Source organism: Streptomyces sp. NPDC005485, assembly GCF_040606085.1.
Classification (GTDB): Bacteria; Actinomycetota; Actinomycetes; order Streptomycetales; family Streptomycetaceae; genus Streptomyces.
Genome location: NZ_JBEXDZ010000019.1, coordinates 1 through 16,279, shown reverse-complemented (window position 1 = coordinate 16,279; position 16,279 = coordinate 1). Strand labels below are relative to the sequence as shown.

Annotated in this window: 11 protein-coding genes and 1 pseudogene; 6 read left to right on the top strand and 6 right to left on the bottom strand. The window is 70.5% G+C overall.

Features of this window, described 5'->3' with window-relative positions; genetic code table 11:
• The first annotated feature begins 36 nt into the window (after nucleotides 1–36).
• From argG to ABZS97_RS09405, 5 genes are all read left to right on the top strand, one after another.
• Entirely contained in the window at nucleotides 37–1,485 is a 1,449-nt protein-coding gene (gene argG, locus ABZS97_RS09425) for an argininosuccinate synthase (protein ID WP_356135438.1), read from the top strand.
• Nucleotides 1,486–1,708: 223 nt separating this feature from the next.
• Complete coding sequence (locus ABZS97_RS09420; RefSeq protein WP_356135436.1) at nucleotides 1,709–3,052, top strand: discoidin domain-containing protein; 1,344 nt, start codon at nucleotides 1,709–1,711, stop codon at nucleotides 3,050–3,052.
• On the top strand, nucleotides 3,052–4,344 hold the full coding sequence (locus ABZS97_RS09415) for an MFS transporter (protein ID WP_356135434.1): 1,293 nt from the start codon (nucleotides 3,052–3,054) through the stop codon (nucleotides 4,342–4,344). Before ABZS97_RS09420 ends, ABZS97_RS09415 begins: the two co-directional genes overlap by 1 nt.
• On the top strand, nucleotides 4,341–5,375 hold the full coding sequence (locus ABZS97_RS09410) for a hypothetical protein (RefSeq protein WP_356135432.1): 1,035 nt from the start codon (nucleotides 4,341–4,343) through the stop codon (nucleotides 5,373–5,375). Before ABZS97_RS09415 ends, ABZS97_RS09410 begins: the two co-directional genes overlap by 4 nt.
• A gap of 196 nt (nucleotides 5,376–5,571) precedes the next feature.
• On the top strand, nucleotides 5,572–6,939 hold the full coding sequence (locus tag ABZS97_RS09405; protein WP_356135430.1) for an FAD-dependent oxidoreductase: 1,368 nt from the start codon (nucleotides 5,572–5,574) through the stop codon (nucleotides 6,937–6,939).
• Between the two features lie 98 nt (nucleotides 6,940–7,037).
• On the opposite strand, the gene ABZS97_RS09400 is transcribed toward ABZS97_RS09405, so the two are convergent.
• The 5 genes from ABZS97_RS09400 to ABZS97_RS09380 form a co-directional block, all read right to left on the bottom strand.
• Nucleotides 7,038–8,729, bottom strand: coding sequence for a SpoIIE family protein phosphatase (locus ABZS97_RS09400; RefSeq protein ID WP_356135428.1), 1,692 nt, complete (start codon nucleotides 8,727–8,729; stop codon nucleotides 7,038–7,040).
• Between the two features lie 255 nt (nucleotides 8,730–8,984).
• Nucleotides 8,985–9,986, bottom strand: coding sequence for a helix-turn-helix domain-containing protein (locus ABZS97_RS09395; RefSeq protein ID WP_356135426.1), 1,002 nt, complete (start codon nucleotides 9,984–9,986; stop codon nucleotides 8,985–8,987).
• Nucleotides 9,965–11,023 (bottom strand): helix-turn-helix domain-containing protein, encoded by a 1,059-nt coding sequence (locus ABZS97_RS09390; RefSeq protein ID WP_356135424.1) that lies wholly within the window; start codon nucleotides 11,021–11,023, stop codon nucleotides 9,965–9,967. Before ABZS97_RS09390 ends, ABZS97_RS09395 begins: the two co-directional genes overlap by 22 nt.
• Nucleotides 11,024–11,109: 86 nt before the next feature.
• Nucleotides 11,110–12,105, bottom strand: a complete 996-nt coding sequence (locus tag ABZS97_RS09385; protein WP_356135422.1) for an alpha/beta hydrolase — start codon at nucleotides 12,103–12,105, stop codon at nucleotides 11,110–11,112.
• 15 nt (nucleotides 12,106–12,120) lie between these two features.
• Nucleotides 12,121–14,910, bottom strand: a complete 2,790-nt coding sequence (locus tag ABZS97_RS09380; protein WP_356135420.1) for a LuxR family transcriptional regulator — start codon at nucleotides 14,908–14,910, stop codon at nucleotides 12,121–12,123.
• Nucleotides 14,911–15,170: 260 nt separating this feature from the next.
• Between ABZS97_RS09380 and ABZS97_RS09375 the strand changes: the two genes are divergently transcribed.
• The gene (locus ABZS97_RS09375; RefSeq protein WP_356135418.1) at nucleotides 15,171–15,779 is read left to right on the top strand and encodes a hypothetical protein; all 609 of its coding nucleotides are present in this window, start codon (nucleotides 15,171–15,173) and stop codon (nucleotides 15,777–15,779) included.
• A gap of 18 nt (nucleotides 15,780–15,797) precedes the next feature.
• Here the strand turns inward: ABZS97_RS09375 and ABZS97_RS09370 are convergent.
• Nucleotides 15,798–16,279: pseudogene (locus tag ABZS97_RS09370) on the bottom strand (hypothetical protein); the annotation flags it as partial.

Below are 16,279 nucleotides of genomic sequence, written 5' to 3'. Positions count from 1 at the left end.
ATTGCATGATCATGCGTGATGGCGCATACTCTTCCTATGTCTAAGGTTCTCACCTCCCTGCCCACCGGCGAGCGCGTCGGCATCGCCTTCTCCGGGGGCCTCGACACCTCCGTCGCGGTCGCGTGGATGCGCGACAAGGGCGCCGTCCCGTGCACCTACACGGCCGACATCGGCCAGTACGACGAGCCCGACATCGCGTCGGTGCCCGGCCGTGCGTCGGCGTACGGCGCCGAGATCGCGCGTCTGGTCGACTGCCGCGCGGCGCTGGTGGAGGAGGGCCTGGCAGCGCTCACATGCGGTGCCTTCCACATCCGCTCGGGCGGGCGTGCCTATTTCAACACGACGCCGCTCGGCCGCGCCGTCACGGGCACCCTGCTGGTCCGGGCGATGCTCGAGGACGACGTGCAGATCTGGGGCGACGGCTCGACGTTCAAGGGCAATGACATCGAGCGGTTCTACCGCTACGGCCTGCTCGCCAACCCGCACCTGCGCATCTACAAGCCGTGGCTCGACGCGGACTTCGTTCACGAGCTGGGCGGCCGCAAGGAGATGTCGGAGTGGCTGCTCGCCCACGACCTCCCCTACCGCGACAGCACCGAGAAGGCGTATTCGACCGACGCCAACATCTGGGGTGCCACCCACGAGGCCAAGACCCTGGAGCACCTGGACACCGGCGTCGAGACCGTCGACCCGATCATGGGCGTGCGGTTCTGGGACCCCGAGGTCGAGATCGCCGCCGAGGACGTCACGGTCGGCTTCGACCAGGGCCGCCCGGTCACGATCAACGGCAAGGAGTTCGCCTCCCCGGTCGACCTGGTGATGGAGGCCAACGCCATCGGCGGACGCCACGGCCTGGGCATGTCGGACCAGATCGAGAACCGGATCATCGAGGCGAAGAGCCGCGGTATCTACGAGGCGCCCGGCATGGCGCTGCTGCACGCCGTGTACGAGCGTCTGGTCAACGCGATCCACAACGAGGACACCCTGGCGCAGTACCACAACGAGGGCCGGCGCCTGGGCCGTCTCATGTACGAGGGCCGCTGGCTCGACCCGCAGGCGCTGATGATCCGCGAGTCGCTGCAGCGCTGGGTGGGTACGACGGTCACCGGCGAAGTGACGCTGCGGCTGCGCCGCGGCGAGGACTACTCGGTCATGAACACCTCCGGACAGGCGTTCAGCTACCACCCGGACAAGCTCTCCATGGAGCGCACCGAGGACTCGGCGTTCGGCCCGGTGGACCGGATCGGCCAGCTCACCATGCGCAACCTGGACATCGCCGATTCGCGCGCCAAGCTGGAGCAGTACGCCGGGCTGGGCATCGTCGGCAACACGCACGCGACGCTCATCGGTGCCGCCCAGGCCGCCTCCACCGGGCTGATCGGTGCGATGCCCGAGGGTGGCGCCGAGATCATCGCCTCCCGTGGCACGGTCGAGGACGACGACCAGATGCTCGACCGCGCCGCGATGGAGTTCGGCACCGACTGACCCGGGGGAGATCGATGAACGCCGGGGACTGGTAAGAAGGTTTCCTATTCGCTAGCATCCCCGGCGGTGGCTCGGCGCGGTGCCCGACGCATATGGGCATGACGCGCTCAGCGAGAGCTCTGACCCGGCCGCCGTGACGCCCCCCTGCCCGCACACCGGTCGGGGCGGGCGGTCACGCACCGGTGTCCAGCTCTCGCCACTCCAAGGCCAGGGAGTTTCAGGGATGCGCCTGAACGCCTCAGCTCCGCCCTTCACGCCCGCGCGGCGCCGTACGGTGGGCGTGATCGTCGCCGCCGTACTCCTCCTCGTCGGCGGCCTGTTGCTCGCTTATCCCGACCGGGCGGGCGCCGCCGCCGATCCCCTCATCTCACGCGGCAGCCCCACCGCCTCCTCCGCCGAGAGCTCCGGCCTCGGTCCGCAGAACGCCGTCGACGGCGACCCGGCCAGCCGCTGGGCGAGCGCCGAGGGCAAGGACCCCCAGTGGATACGCGTCGACCTCGGCGCCACCGCCGACGTCACACGGGTGGCGCTGCGTTGGGAGGCCGCGTACGCCAAGGCCTACCGGGTCGAGATCTCTGCGGACGGCACCACCTGGACCCGCCTCGCGAGCGAGACAGCCGGCAACGGCGGCACCGACGACTGGTCCGGCCTCTCCGGCCAGGGCCGCTACCTGCGCGTGTACGGCACCGCACGTGGCACCTCGTACGGCTACTCGCTGTACGAGGTCGAGGTGTACGGCACCTTCGACGACGGGCCCCCGCCCACCGGGGCCTTCACCGTGGTCGCCGCCGGTGACATCGCCGCGCAGTGCACCGCCTCCGACAGCGGCTGCGCCCACCCCAAGACCGCGGCGCTGGCCCAGCGGATCAACCCGAAGTTCTATCTGACGATGGGCGACAACCAGTACGACGACGCCCGGATCGCCGACTATCGCGCCTACTACGACAAGACCTGGGGCGCCTTCAAGGGCAAGACGCACCCGGTGCCGGGCAACCACGAGACGTACGACCCGGCAGGCTCGCTGGTCGGCTACAAGGCGTACTTCGGGGCGATCGCCTACCCCCAGGGCAAGAGCTACTACAGCTTCGACGAAGGCAACTGGCACTTCATCGCCCTCGACTCCAACTCCTTCGACCAGAGCGCCCAGATCGACTGGCTCAAGGCCGACCTCACCCAGAACAGCAAGGCGTGCATCGCCGCCTACTGGCACCACCCGCTGTACTCCTCGGGCGGACACGGCAACGACCCGGTCAGCAAGCCGGTCTGGAAGATCCTTTACGGCGCCCGGGCCGACCTCGTGCTCAACGGCCACGACCACCACTACGAGCGCTTCGCCCCGCAGGACCCCGACGGACATGCCACGGCCGACGGAATCACCGAGATCGTCGGTGGGATGGGCGGTGCCGAGCCCTACCCGATCGAGAACGTCCAGCCCAACAGCCAGAAGCGGATCAGCGGTCAATACGGCGTCCTGAAACTGGACTTCACCGACTCCGGCTACGGCTGGACCTACGTCGGCACCGACGGACAGACCAAGGACACCAGCCCGAAGTACACCTGCCACTGATGTACCTGGCGACCACAGGCCGCCGGGACGCGTCGGCCCCGCCCGCCACCGGCGGAACGGGCCGACGCGTCCCCGGCACCGTCCTGGCACTCGGCGCGGTCAGCCTCGTCACCGACATCTCCTCGGAGATGGTCACCGCGGTGCTACCGCTCTACCTCGTCCTCGGACTGGGTCTCTCACCCCTCCAATTCGGCTTCCTGGACGGCCTGTTCAACGGCGGCTCCGCGATCGTACGGCTGCTCGCGGGACACGCCGCCGACCGCGGCCACCGGCACAAACGGGTCGCAGGAATCGGCTACGCCCTCTCCGCCTGCTCCCGGCTCGGCCTGCTGCTCGCGGGCGGCGCCGCCACCGGCATCGCGGCTGCCCTGGCCACCGACCGGATCGGCAAAGGCATCCGCACCGCGCCCCGCGACGCCCTGATCACCCTCAACAGCCCGCCCGACGCACTCGGCCGATCCTTCGGTGTGCACCGGGCCATGGACACCACGGGCGCCCTGCTCGGGCCGCTCGCAGCGTTCGCCCTGCTCGGCGCGACCGCCGACGCCTACGACGCGGTGTTCGTCGTCAGCTTCTGCGTCGGCCTGCTCGGCGTGCTGCTCCTCGTCCTGTACGTTCCCGGGCACCGACCGGTATCACCGCTTCCGGCCCCAACTCCACGTAGGACAAAGCCATTCGGTGCCCTGCGAGATCCTGCCTTCCGGCGCATACTGGGGGCCGCCGCGCTGCTGGGCACCGCCACGATCGGTGACGCCTTCGTCTACCTCCTGCTGCAGCACCGACTCCATCTCCCTGTCGGCTGGTTCCCGCTGCTGCCGCTCGGCGCGGCCGCGTGCTACCTGCTGCTCGCCGTCCCGGCCGGCCGTGTCGCGGACCGGATCGGGAGACGCATCCCGTTCCTGTCCGGCCACCTCGCGCTGCTCGGCGTGTACGTCACGCTCCTCGCCCCCGTCGCCGGCCCACCCCTGCTCGTCCTCGCACCGGTCCTCGTACTGCTCGGCGTCTTCTACGCCACCACCGACGGGGTGCTGATGGCCCTCGCCGGATCCGTGCTGCCCACGGACGGCCGCGCGAGCGGGCTCGCCCTGCTCCAGACCGGTCAGGTGCTGTCGCGCATGCTCGCCGCGGCGGGCTTCGGCGCCGCGTGGACGGTGTGGGGGCCGAGCCCCGCCCTCTGGGCGGCGACAGCGATCCTGCTCGCCGCCCTCGCGGGCGGCTGGGCACTGCTGCCGCGCACCCCGGCCTCTGCAGGGCCACCAGTGGATCAGACACCTGAGAGGCGGACCGTATGACTGCCGGACTCCCCGGACCCCCGAGCCCCCTCGGACCCCGGGCACGTATCGCCGTCCTGGTGGCCGCGGTACTGCTCCTCGCGGCCGGTTCCGTGGGGTACGCACTGCACGCCGAAACCCGCGCGGGCGGCCAACAGGCCGGCGCCGACGCCTCGTTCACCCTCGGCGGGCCCGCACTGTACTTCCGGGACACGGCCACCGGACGCGTCGCGCACCAGCCTCGCGCCGCAACTCCCGGTGCCGGCACCACCGTTGCCCGCACCGCCGGCGGCCCCGCCTGCGACCGGTTCTACGCGGCAGGGGGCACCGCGCTCTGCCTGCGTGCCAAGCCCGGGGTGCTGCCGAGGACGTACGCGATCGTGCTCGACCGGCGGCTGCGCGAGGTGCGGCGGATCACTGTGCCGGGCATTCCGACCCGGGCCCGTGTCTCCGCCTCCGGGCGGATGCTGGCCTGGACGGTGTTCGCCACCGGCGACTCCTACGCCACCACCGCCTTCTCCACCCGCACCGCCGTCCTCGACCTGCGCACCGGCTACCTCATCAAGTCCATGGAGGAGATCCCTCTCACCATCGACGGCGTCCGCCATCACGCCCCCGACCTCAACTACTGGGGGATGACCTTCGCCCGCGACGACAACCGCTTCTACGCGACGGTCTCCACCAAGGGCCGCACCTACCTCGTGGCGGGCGACATGAAGCACTGGTCGGCGAAGGCGCTGCGGCGGAACGCCGAGTGTCCGTCCCTGTCGCCCGACAACACCAGGATCGCCTTCAAGAAGAAGGTGTCCGACGAGCCGTCCGCGCCGTGGCGGCTGTACGTCCTCGATCTGCGGACCATGCGGGAGACCGCGCTCGCCGAGACCCGCAGCGTCGACGACCAGGCGGCCTGGTTGGACAACAGCACCGTCGCGTACGCCCTGCCGGGTGCGGGCGGCGGTCGTAGGAGCGACATCTGGAGCGTCCCCGCGGACGGCACCGGCGCAGCCCGCAAGGTCGTGGCGGGCGGGTCGTCGCCGGTGGCGGTGGGCTGAGAGGAGGGTGTCCGTCCGCGGTGGGGCCGACTGGTCGGCCCTCTCTCCGCCTGTGATATCCCTGCCCCTAGGCAGGGTTTGCCACCTCATAAGCCGGCCTTATGGGGGCATAGATCGGACCCGGGTGCTAACTAAGGCTTGCCTTAGTCTACGGTTGCGGACGAGTCAGTTATCGCCGCTCGAAGGGAACCTGATCATGCCCCGCCCCCTGCGGGTAGCCATCGTCGGTGCCGGACCCGCTGGGATCTACGCCGCCGACGCGCTGCTGAAGTCCCCGATGGCCGCCACCGAGCCCGGTGTCTCCATCGACCTCTTCGAGCGCATGCCGGCCCCGTTCGGTCTGATCCGTTACGGTGTCGCCCCCGACCACCCGCGCATCAAGGGCATCATCACGGCCCTCCACCAGGTGCTCGACAAGCCGCAGATCCGCCTCTTCGGCAACGTCGACTACCCCGGCGACATCAGCCTGGACGACCTGCGTGCCTTCTACGACGCGGTGATCTTCTCGACGGGTGCCACCGCCGACCGGGCCCTGGACATACCCGGCCTCGGCCTCGACGGCTCCTACGGCGCCGCGGACTTCGTCTCCTGGTACGACGGCCACCCGGACGTACCGCGGACCTGGCCGCTGCAGGACGAGAAGGTCGCCGTCCTCGGTGTCGGCAACGTCGCCCTGGACGTGGCACGCATCCTGGCCAAGACGGCCGACGAACTGCTGCCCACCGAGATCCCGCCGAACGTCCACGAGGGGCTGCAGGCCAACAAGGCCCGCGAGATCCACGTCTTCGGCCGACGCGGCCCGGCCCAGGCGAAGTTCAGCCCGATGGAACTGCGCGAACTGGACCACTCGCCCAACATCGAGGTCATCGTCGACCCCGAGGACATCGACTACGACGAAGGCTCGATCGCGACACGGCGCGGCAACAAGCAGGCCGACATGGTCGCCAAGACGCTGGAGAACTGGGCGATCCGCGATGTCGGCGAACGGCCGCACAAGCTGTTCCTGCACTTCTTCGAGTCGCCGACCGAAATCCTCGGCGAGGACGGCAAGGTCGTCGGCCTGCGCACCGAACGTACGGCCCTGGACGGCACCGGCAACGTCAAGGGCACCGGTGAGTTCAAGGACTGGGACGTCACCGGGATCTACCGCGCCGTCGGCTATCTCTCCGACCCGCTGGCCAAGCTGCCCTGGGACGTCGAGTCGGGCACAGTGCCTGACAAGGGTGGCCGGGTGCTCGAGGACACCGGCGAGCACCTGCAGTCGACGTACGTCACCGGCTGGATCCGCCGTGGCCCGGTGGGCCTGATCGGCCACACCAAGGGCGACGCGAACGAGACGGTCGCCAGCCTGCTGGACGACCACGAGAACGGCCGTCTGCACGAGCCGACTTCGCCCGCACCGGAGGCCGTGGACGCGTTCCTCGCCGAGCGGAACGTGCGCTTCACGACGTGGGAGGGCTGGTACCGGCTCGACGCCGCGGAGAAGGCCCTCGGCACACCGCAGGGCCGCGAGCGCGTGAAGATCGTTGAGCGTGAGGACATGCTCAAGGCGAGCGAGGCGTAGGCGGATCGCCTTTAGGTACGACGGATCTGGCCCGGAGGCGTGCGTCGCCCCGGGCCGGACCTGTCCCCGCGCCGGCGGCAAGGCGCTGACCGGGTGCGTCAGCCTTCCGGCCGGTTCGGGTGTATCCGTGCCGCCAGGATCGCGAAGTCGTCCTCCGCGGCGGGCGGGGCGACGTCGTCGAGCAGGCGGTCGAGGAGTTCTTCCGTCGACTCCCGACCGCTCAGCCGGAGGCCGGTGAGGCGGGCGAGGGAGGCGTCGATGTCCTCGGAGCGGCGCTCGACCAGACCGTCCGTGTAGAGCAGCAGGGTGTGGCCGGGGCGGCACGGGGCGGCCATGGTCGCGTAGCCGCCGAAGCCCATGCCGAGGGGCGGGCCGGGTGGCACCGGGACCAGAACGACCGTGCCGTCGGGAGCGACGGCGGCGGGCGGGAGATGCCCGGCACTGGCGTACAGACATGAACCTTCGGAAGGGTCGGCGACGGCGATCACGCACGTCGCCGGCCGCTGCACGCCGACCTGTGCCAGCAGAACGTCCATCCGCTCCAGGATCCGGTCCGGCCGCAGGTCCTCGCTCGCCGCCACCCGCAGCATCGCCTGGTAGCGGCTCATCTCCACCGCCGCCTCCAGACCATGGCCCATCACGTCACCGACCGCCATCAGGGTCCGGCCGCCCGGCAGCGCGACGATCTCGAACCAGTCGCCGCCGACGAGCACGCGCCGCCCGGCGGGCCGGTACCGGTGCGCGATCTCCACGTCCGGATGCGGCAGGCCCGGCTCGGCGAGCATCGCCCGCTGCAACTCGACGACCGCGTTGTGCTCGGCCGTGTAGCGCCGCGCGTTGTCCAGGCTGATCGCGGCCCGGCCCGCCAGGTCCAGCGCGACCACCGCGTCCTCCGCGCCGAACGCGGGTGAGTCGCCGGCCCGGATCAGGGTGACGGTGCCGACGTCGTGGTCGCGAGCCGTGAGCGGGACGACGAGCGCCGAGTGGATGCCCAGTTTCCGGTAGGCGGCGACCCGGTCGGGCTGCGGGGCGGAGCGGCCCAACTCCGCGTCCGCGAGCAGGTTCTCGATGATCGGCAGCCTCGCGTCCAGACAGCGCGGGATCGTGGACCCCGGCTGGTAGTCGACGTACGAACCCGGCGGGCCGAAGCGTCGTACCGCCTCGCGCAACTCCGGTACGGAAGCCATCGCGGCCCGGCGCAGCCGCAGTACTCCGCCGCCGGGCCTGCGGGCGGACCCCGTCTGCGGGAACACCTCCACCGTTGCCACGTCAGCGATACGGGACACCAGGAAGTCGGCCAGCTCGCCGCAGGTGGTGTCCATGTCGAGGGTGGTGCCGATCCGGGTGGCGGCCGCGTCCAGCAGGGCCAGCCGTTCGCGGGCCTGCTCCAGCGCGCGCTGCTGCTCCCGCGCCGCCGAGATCTCCAGGATGATCCCCACGACACCGAGTACGGCGCCGTCCGGTGCCTCCAGACGGTGGTAGGCGCCATGCCAGTAGCGGCGCTCCAGCGGCGATTCGGCGCGGGTGTGCCCGCTGGAGACGATCTCGCGCGGCCGGCCGTCCTTGAGGACTCGGCGCATCACGTCCTCGCCCGCATCGATGTCCGGGACGATCTCGGCGATGGAACGGCCGAGGTGCTCGGCGGCCGCGACACCGTTCATCCGGGCGAGCGTGGGATTGACGTACCGGTAGCGCAGCTCCGTGTCGAGGACGCCGACGGCGGCCTCGGTGTCATCGAGAATCCGGCGCAGCAGCATGGCGACGCGCGGCGACGAGGGTTCGTCGAACAACCCGGTCAGCCTCCTCGATGTGCTCGTGCCGGGAAGGCCGGATCGAAGGCGGGAAGCAGTTCGGCGAAGCCCCGGCAGAGCTTGTCCGTCGCCTCCCAGTGTCGTCGCTCCTCGCCGCGTCGGCTGACCGGGAGCGAAACGAGTAGCCCGATCAGGTGACCGCTGCCGGGCCGTGGGTGCGCCGAACGTGAAGGGGGTCTTCCGTCGGGACAGGGAGTGCGCGGGTCTTCGCCTTCTGTCCGGCTTCCGGTGTGCTCAGCGGCTCCGGGCTGCCCCGGCGGCGGTGCTGCGCCACTCGCCCGGTGACATTCCGTAGGCGCTGCGAAAGACGTGGCTGAAGTGGGCGGGGCTGGAGAATCCCCAGCGTGCGGCGACGGTGCCGATCACCCTGTCCGTTCCGTCGTGCCGAGCCAGCTCCTCCTTGCAGGCCTCCAGTCGGCGCTGTCGCACCCAGCGGCCCACGGTGGTGCCCTGTTCATGGAAGAGCTTGTGCAGGTAGCGCAGCGAGATGTTGTGCTCGTCGGCGAGCAGCCGAGGGGACAGCTCCGGCTCGCCGAGTCGGCGCTCGACGGATGCCTTCACCTGATCGAGCAGCGTCGGACCTGCCCCGGCCGGAGAGAAACCGGGCGTGGTCAACTGGCCCGCGGCCAAGGTGGCGAGGAGATCCGCGATGGTACGGGCGAGCTTCTCCCGCAGGGGCGGCGCCGTCGCGGGGACCTCCGCCACCAGACCGGACAGCAGCGGCAGGAGGAGCGCGGCGGGCCCGCCGGGGGCGTCGCCGACGGGCGTGGCGGTGAGCTGTCGTACCTGCGTGTCGTCCAGCCGCAGCAACTGGCGGGGCATCATCAGGACACAGGAGCGGTAGCGCTCGGACATGACGAGTTTGAACGGGCGGCCGGCGTCGTAGAAGGCGAGGAGTCCAGGACGCAGTTCTGTCGAGCGGCCGTCCTGGAACAGTGCCACCGTGCCGTGCAGTTGGAGGCGGGCGAAGATGTACGCCTGGTTGTCCGAGGCTATCTCCTCGGGCGTGCGCATGAACTTGACCGGATCGGACTCCTCCGTCGCGATCTGCAGGGGACCGATCCGGTCGGCGTACACCGACGCCCGCCACGCCCCCGGATTGTCGACGAGCACCTCCAGGCTGACGAAAGCCCTGGACAGGGCCTGCTTCCAGGAGGTCATCCGGTCTGTGGGCGGGCCCGTTTCCGTGGAGAGGGACAGGTGCAGTGCCGGGCTCAGTGGCTGGGGACGGGGCACCGGTCCTCCTCACGGGAGCCTTGGGTACGTTCACGCAGCAGCCATTCCGTCGGAGGCATGCCGTACCGGCTCCGGAACACCCGGCTGAAGTGGGTCGCGCTGGTGAATCCCCAGCGACGGGCGACCGCGCCGATGCCCGCGCTCGCCACCCCAGGGCTCGCCAGCTCCCTGCGGCACTCCTCGAACCGGAGTTCCCGGATCCAACGGCAGACCGTGGTGCCCTCGTTCTCGAACAGGCGGTGCAGATAACGCACGGAGATCTGATGAGCTCGGGCAATGACCGCGGGCGTCAGGTCGGGATCGCTCAGATGCCAGCGGATGAACGTCTGTACACGCAGGAGAAGAACCTGATCGGTTCCGGGGCCGTCGGCCGAGCTCTTGCCGAGTTGTTCCTGGGCGACGGCGGCCAGGAGATTCACAGCGCTGCTGCCCAGCCCATGGGCGATCGCTCCGGAGTAGGAGGCGCAGGTGTCGGCCAGCCGTGCCATGAACGGCGAGAGCACCGCCGCAAGCCCCGCCGTCGGGCGCAGGGCCCTGGCCGTGATCCGTTGCAGATCCGCCTCCGACTGGCCGAGCAGGCGCCGCGGCACGGCGAAGACCCGCATCCGGAAGCGCTGCGGATAGCGCGTGCGGAAGGGGCGGATGGTTTCGTAGAAGGAGACGTCCCCCGGATGCAGTTCTGTGGAGCGGCCGTCCTGCTCGACCTGGGCGATACCAGTGTCCTGCAGAGCGACGAATATCTGTTCGCCGTCGCCGCGGGCGATGAAGCGCGGCGCTCGGTAGACCTCTCCCGGATCGCAGTCGACCGTGATGATCTGCAAGTCTCCGAGCTGGTCCGTGCGCATCGTCGCGTTGTAGGTGCCGCCCTCGGCGAAGATGTCCATGCCGACGAGCGTCGCGAGGACCGCGTCGTGCCAGTAGGCCAGGCTCTCTCGGCGCGGCACCGAATGCGTGGACAGCACCTGGCTCCGTGGCGTCGCAGTGACGTCGAGGCCGGTGCCGCCGCCCCATCGGGGGGAGACAGTGATCGCAGGCATGGGGCCAGCGTGCCGTCAGCAGGGGGACGAACGCATCAGTCGGCTGACTGGTCCGTGCGTCGGACTCCGCAGTCTCCCGGGCGTGCTCAGCCGAGCAGCCGGCGCAGGAACGCGCAGCCCTGGCCCACCGCTGCCTGTGTCGTGGGGCTCTCGCGCAACGAGGTCAGCGACACGAAGTCGTGCACCGTGCCCAGGAAGCGGACAGCGGTCACCTCGACACCCGCACGGCGCAGCTGGTCGGCGTACTGCTCGCCCTCGTCCCGGGCCACGTCGGCCTCCGCCGTGACGACGAGCGCCGGTGGCAGACCCGCGAGCTCGGCGGGACTCGCGCGCAGTGGGGAGGCGGTCGGCTCGGCCTGTTCCTCGGGATCGTCGGTGTACTGCTCCCAGTACCAGTGCAGCGCCTCCTGGGTCAGCAGGTACCCGCGGGCGAACTGCCGCTGGGAGGGGCTGTCGCAGCGTGCGTCCGTGATCGGGTAGTACAGGAGCTGGGCTTGGATGCGCGGGCCACCGCGCTGCTTCGCCATCATCGTGAGCGCTGTGGCGATCGTGGCGCCCGCGCAGTCCCCGGCAACCGCCAGCCGACTCGTGTCCAGGCTGAGCTCACTGGACTGCCCGACGGCCCAGATCAGCAGTGCATAGCACTCCTCGACAGCCACGGGATAGCGGGCCTCGGGCGTCCGGCTGTATTCCGGGACGAGGGCCGCCGCACCTGTGCCCAGCACGATTTCGCTGATCAGACGGGCGTGGGTCTGCGCGTCTCCCAGCATCCACCGGCCGCCGTGGACGTAGAACACGGTCGGCAGCGGTCCCTTCGCCCGGGCCGGCCGGAAGATCCAGAAGCCCACCAGGCCGGACGGTCCCACGGGCGCTGCCTGGAAGGTGACATCCACCTCGAAGTCGTCGATCTCATGACCCTGGGACTCCAGCAGTGCCTGTCGGCCGTCGACGGGTCCCAGCTCATGCAGGAAGGGTGGTGCGGACGACGCCTCGAGGAGCCTTCGTGCCAACGGTTCGAGGGCGATGACGGACGGGCTGTTCGCGTCGGTGCCCCGCTCGGGGTCCGGCCGCATCCCACTCATCTCTCAACCGTCCCTTCAGTCACTTTCGAGTATGTCGCGCAGTTGATGGCGGCTGCTGATGCCGAGCTTGGGATAGACGTTGTACAGGTGCGAACCCACGGTGCGCGGGGACAGCAGGAGCTGGGCCCCGATCTCACGGTTGGACAGTCCGTTCGCCGCGAGCCGGACGATCTGCTGCTGCTGGGCGGTCAGTTCCGCCAGTGGATCAGCGGATGCCGGAGCAGAGGCTACGCCGCTGGCGCGCAGCTCGCCATGGGCCTGCTCCGTCAGGGACTTGGCGCCGAGGCGGGTCGCGGCCTCCAGGACGCTCGCGAGTTGGGTGCGGGCTTCCAGCGGCCGTCTGCGTCTGCGCAGCCAGATCGCGTAGTTCAGGCGTGCCTGGGCACGTTCCATCGGCCACTGGTCCGCCACCGGGTTGACGACGGCCAGCCGGAAGTGGTGCTCGGTGTCGGCCTCCTCGTCGACGAGGGCCGCCGCATGGTGCATGAGCAGCTTCATCCTGGTCGTAGGCCGGGCTCCCTCGTGTGCGCGAACCGCCGCGAGGATGCGCGCCGCTTCCTCCTGCCGGCCGATCCGCTGAGCGGCGGCGGCGAGGACGGCGATGGACCGGCTGGAGAGGAAGTAGTGCAGGGGCGCACCGTCGTCCGCGAACAGGGAACGGAAGTGGCGGAAGGCGTTCTCACAGTCACCGAGGTCCATCGCGGTAGCACCGCGGGCCCGCAGCATCCGGGCGTGCGTGGCCCGGTTCTCGTCGAGGCTGACGGAGTGCCAGTGGGAGCCGGTGAGTACGATCCCCGGCTTGCTTTCCCCGCGCAGGGCACGCAGGGTGACCCGCAGGGCTTCGAGATCCATTTCGACGTACGTCATCCTGCGGACCACGGCGAAGGCATGTGCCTCCTCGATCAGCTCCGCTGCCTCGGCCCATCGTCCGGTGCTCAGCAGGGAGTCCACCTGCAGAGCGAAGTAGCCCGTTGCCGGGCCCATGGCGCCGTGCGCCTGGAGAGGCGCGAACGTCTGCCGGAAGAGATCCACACACTGGTCCGACTCGTCGGCGAAGTAGGCGAGTGAGGCGATCTGGTTCAAGTAGGTCAACGTCGCCAGACCATGGGCAGCTGAGACGCGTGGCAGAGCAGTCGGACTGCTCAGCAGGCCGCGGGCGTGCGCGGCAGGGTCGCTCAAGGTCAGAACGACCGCTTTGAGGGAGGTGACCACCTCGTCCGGAACGAGATAGTGGTGGTGGGGTTCCGCCTCGTCGAGCTCGTGCCGTTCGGTCTGCTCGATCCGTGCGATCTGTTCGAGCATCCCCGGCAGCACCTGCCGGTGTGCCGTCAGTCCGGACTGATGGGCGATCCCGGCGGCGATCGCGGTCAGTGTGAGGGCCACCCTGCTGCCGCGCGGGGGATGGCGCTCCCACACGTCCAGCACGAGGTCGAAGGCCTCTCTTTGGAACGAGGAGAGCGACAGCGCCCAGCTCGTCGCGGAGGTGGCGATGCGCAGCAGGTCGGCGTCGCGATTGACCGCGGCGAAACGCGCGTACAGCTCGCGCACCCAGGCAGGGTCTCCGAAGTCGTTCGCGGCCGTCAGGGCCTTGGCGAGGCGGCGGGCACGGTCGTCGTCGGAGGGGCTGAAACGTGCGGCCAGCTCGAACGCCTTGGCGGTGGCGAAGAGGCCTCCCCTTCGTTGGGCGAGCAGGGCGGTGTTCTCCAGGGCCGTGGCCACCGACTCGTCCGGGCCGATGGCCGCTCCTGCCAGGTGCCAGGCCTGACGGGACGGGTGCTCGCCGAGGACCGCTGCCAGGTCCTGGTGGGCCTGCTGCCGCTGCTGAGCGTGCTCGCGCTGCAAGGCCGCGGTCCGGATCAGCGGGTGCCGGAAGACGACACGGCCGGCGGTGACGCTGACCAGGCCCGCTTCCTCCGCCGGCTCCCACACCGCGAGGTCCTGGCCGGCTCCCAACGCGGCCATGACGGTCGTCAGCTCCTCCTGCTCCGAAGCGGCCGCCGCATACAGCACGGCGCGCTGCGTCGCCGCGGGCAGCCCCGTCAGCTGGGCGGCGAACATCTGCTGGATGCGCGAGGTCCGTGGCCTGCCGTCGCTGGACAGTGCGGAAGCGCCACCGGTGCGCAGGGCCTGGCACAGCTCGATGATCGCCAGCGGATTGCCCTCCGCCTGCCGGAGCAGGTCCAGCCTGGCGCCCCCGGTGGGCGCACCGGGCAGTGAATCCAGGAGCTGGGCCGCCGACTGATCCGACAGCGGGCCGAGCGAGAGCACCGTGAGACCAGGGGCCACACCCGGCGGGGGCACCTCGCCGCGTGCGGCGAGCAGTACGGCCACAGGCTCGGTCGTCAGGCGTCGCGTCACGAAGGAGAGGACTTCCAGCGAGTCCCGGTCGCAGTGCTGGATGTCGTCGACCGCCAGCAGCACCGGGCCCGTCCGCGCGACCTGCCCCAGCAGCGTCAGGACCGCTACGCGAAACAGCAGGGGTTCCACCGGGCCGGTGGCCGGGGCGAGCCCGAAGGCCGTGCGCAGAGCGTCGCGAAGATGTTCCGGGAGCGGGTCGAGGTCGCCCAGCACCGGGAGGAGCAACTGGTGCAGCGAAGCGAACGAGTGCTGTGCCTCGGCTTCGCAGCCCTGGGCGGGCAGCACACGTGTGTGCCGCAGCCTCGCCTGCTCCGTCGCGAAACGGAGCAACTCGGTCTTGCCCGCACCGGCGTCGCCCAGCAGGAGAAGGGACTGAGGACGGCTGCGACCCAGCTCTACACAGTCCAGAATCAGGCCGAGCTCCACCTCTCGACCGACCGGGAGCATACCGTCCGACCTCCGGCCGCCGGGCCTGGCATCGTCCCTGCCAACAGTGGTCCTGTCCATCGTGTGGATCCCAACTGTTGCGGTCCGAGAGGTCGGCGCACCCACCGCGGCACGGCATCCCACCTGACCGGGACCATGCTACGTGGCCGAGCCGTCCGGTCGGTGACGGACGAGGGCGGCCCCGAAGGTGAGGCCTGACACCGGGGCGGAGGTCGGCATCGCCGCGACCGTTGTCCGACCCGCCTGGCAGAGTGTTCGCCATGGAGCAGCACGAACAGCGCATGTCAGTTCGCCTCGTCGTCGTGGACCCGGACCTCTCCGCCCAATGCGACCGGGTGGAGAAGCACTTGCTGGCGCCGTTGGCCGGATCCCCCCGAGTGACGGATGATCACGGGCTGTTCGCGGACAGTCTCGACGCCTTCCTGCGCATCCGGGAAACGCTGGCCGCCGCGGTGGCGAGAGGACCGCGGGTGTGGACGCCGAACGGCCGCTGGGAACACGAGGGCCTGCGCATCCTCACCCTGCCCACCGCGGAGACGGACGTGCTGTACGCGCTGCTCCGCGAGCTGTCCGGTGCCCTGGTGGCGCCGCGGGACCTTCCCGACCCGTCAGGCCTCGCCGCCGCACTCCACGGCGGCGTCCTTTCGGCGGCGGAGCCCGCGGTGGGCCTCGTCGGGGCGTTGGCGCGCGTCCTGTCGATGGTTGACCTCACGCCCGACGCCGACGCCGACACCCTCTTCGCGGCAGTGGAAGCGGCCGACGGCGAGGACGTGAGGCTGACCTACGCACAGGAGGAGGCGTGGCAGCGTCTCGCCCACCGGGTGACCATGCTGCTGACCGAGTCCGCTCCGCTGCACCGCTTCCTGTAGTCGACGACCGGGTCGGGATCACGCCCTACCGGATTCGGGCGTACGACTCGGGGGCCGGCGGTGCTCGGCTGCCAGGCGCACCTGCTCCTCGTGGCCGTCGGGAAAGCGCACCTCAACGGTCTTCCCGGCTGTCACCGCGGCGCGCGTCCCCGTGCGCAGAGCGTGCGGGTCGCGGTGGACGGACGGGTCGGCGGTGACGACCACGAGGGTCACCAGCAGCAGGGTGCCGCCGGGATGCGTCGAGGTGAGCAGGGGAGTGGCGGCGTAGCGGCCGTAGGCGTTGTGGCCGCGGGTGTGCGCGACGGTGCCGTGGTGCGGAGCGTCCGCGGCCGGATCGCCGAGCAGGCTCACCAACGCGGTGGTCAGACCGTCCTGGCGACGGGCCAGCGCCCACCCCGGGCCCGTGTCACCGGAGGGCGGGGCGGTGTCGCAGGCCACGCCCCAGCCGCCATCGCGCACCGTGGAGCCGCCCGGCGCCACGACCTGGTGAGCTGGGAGCC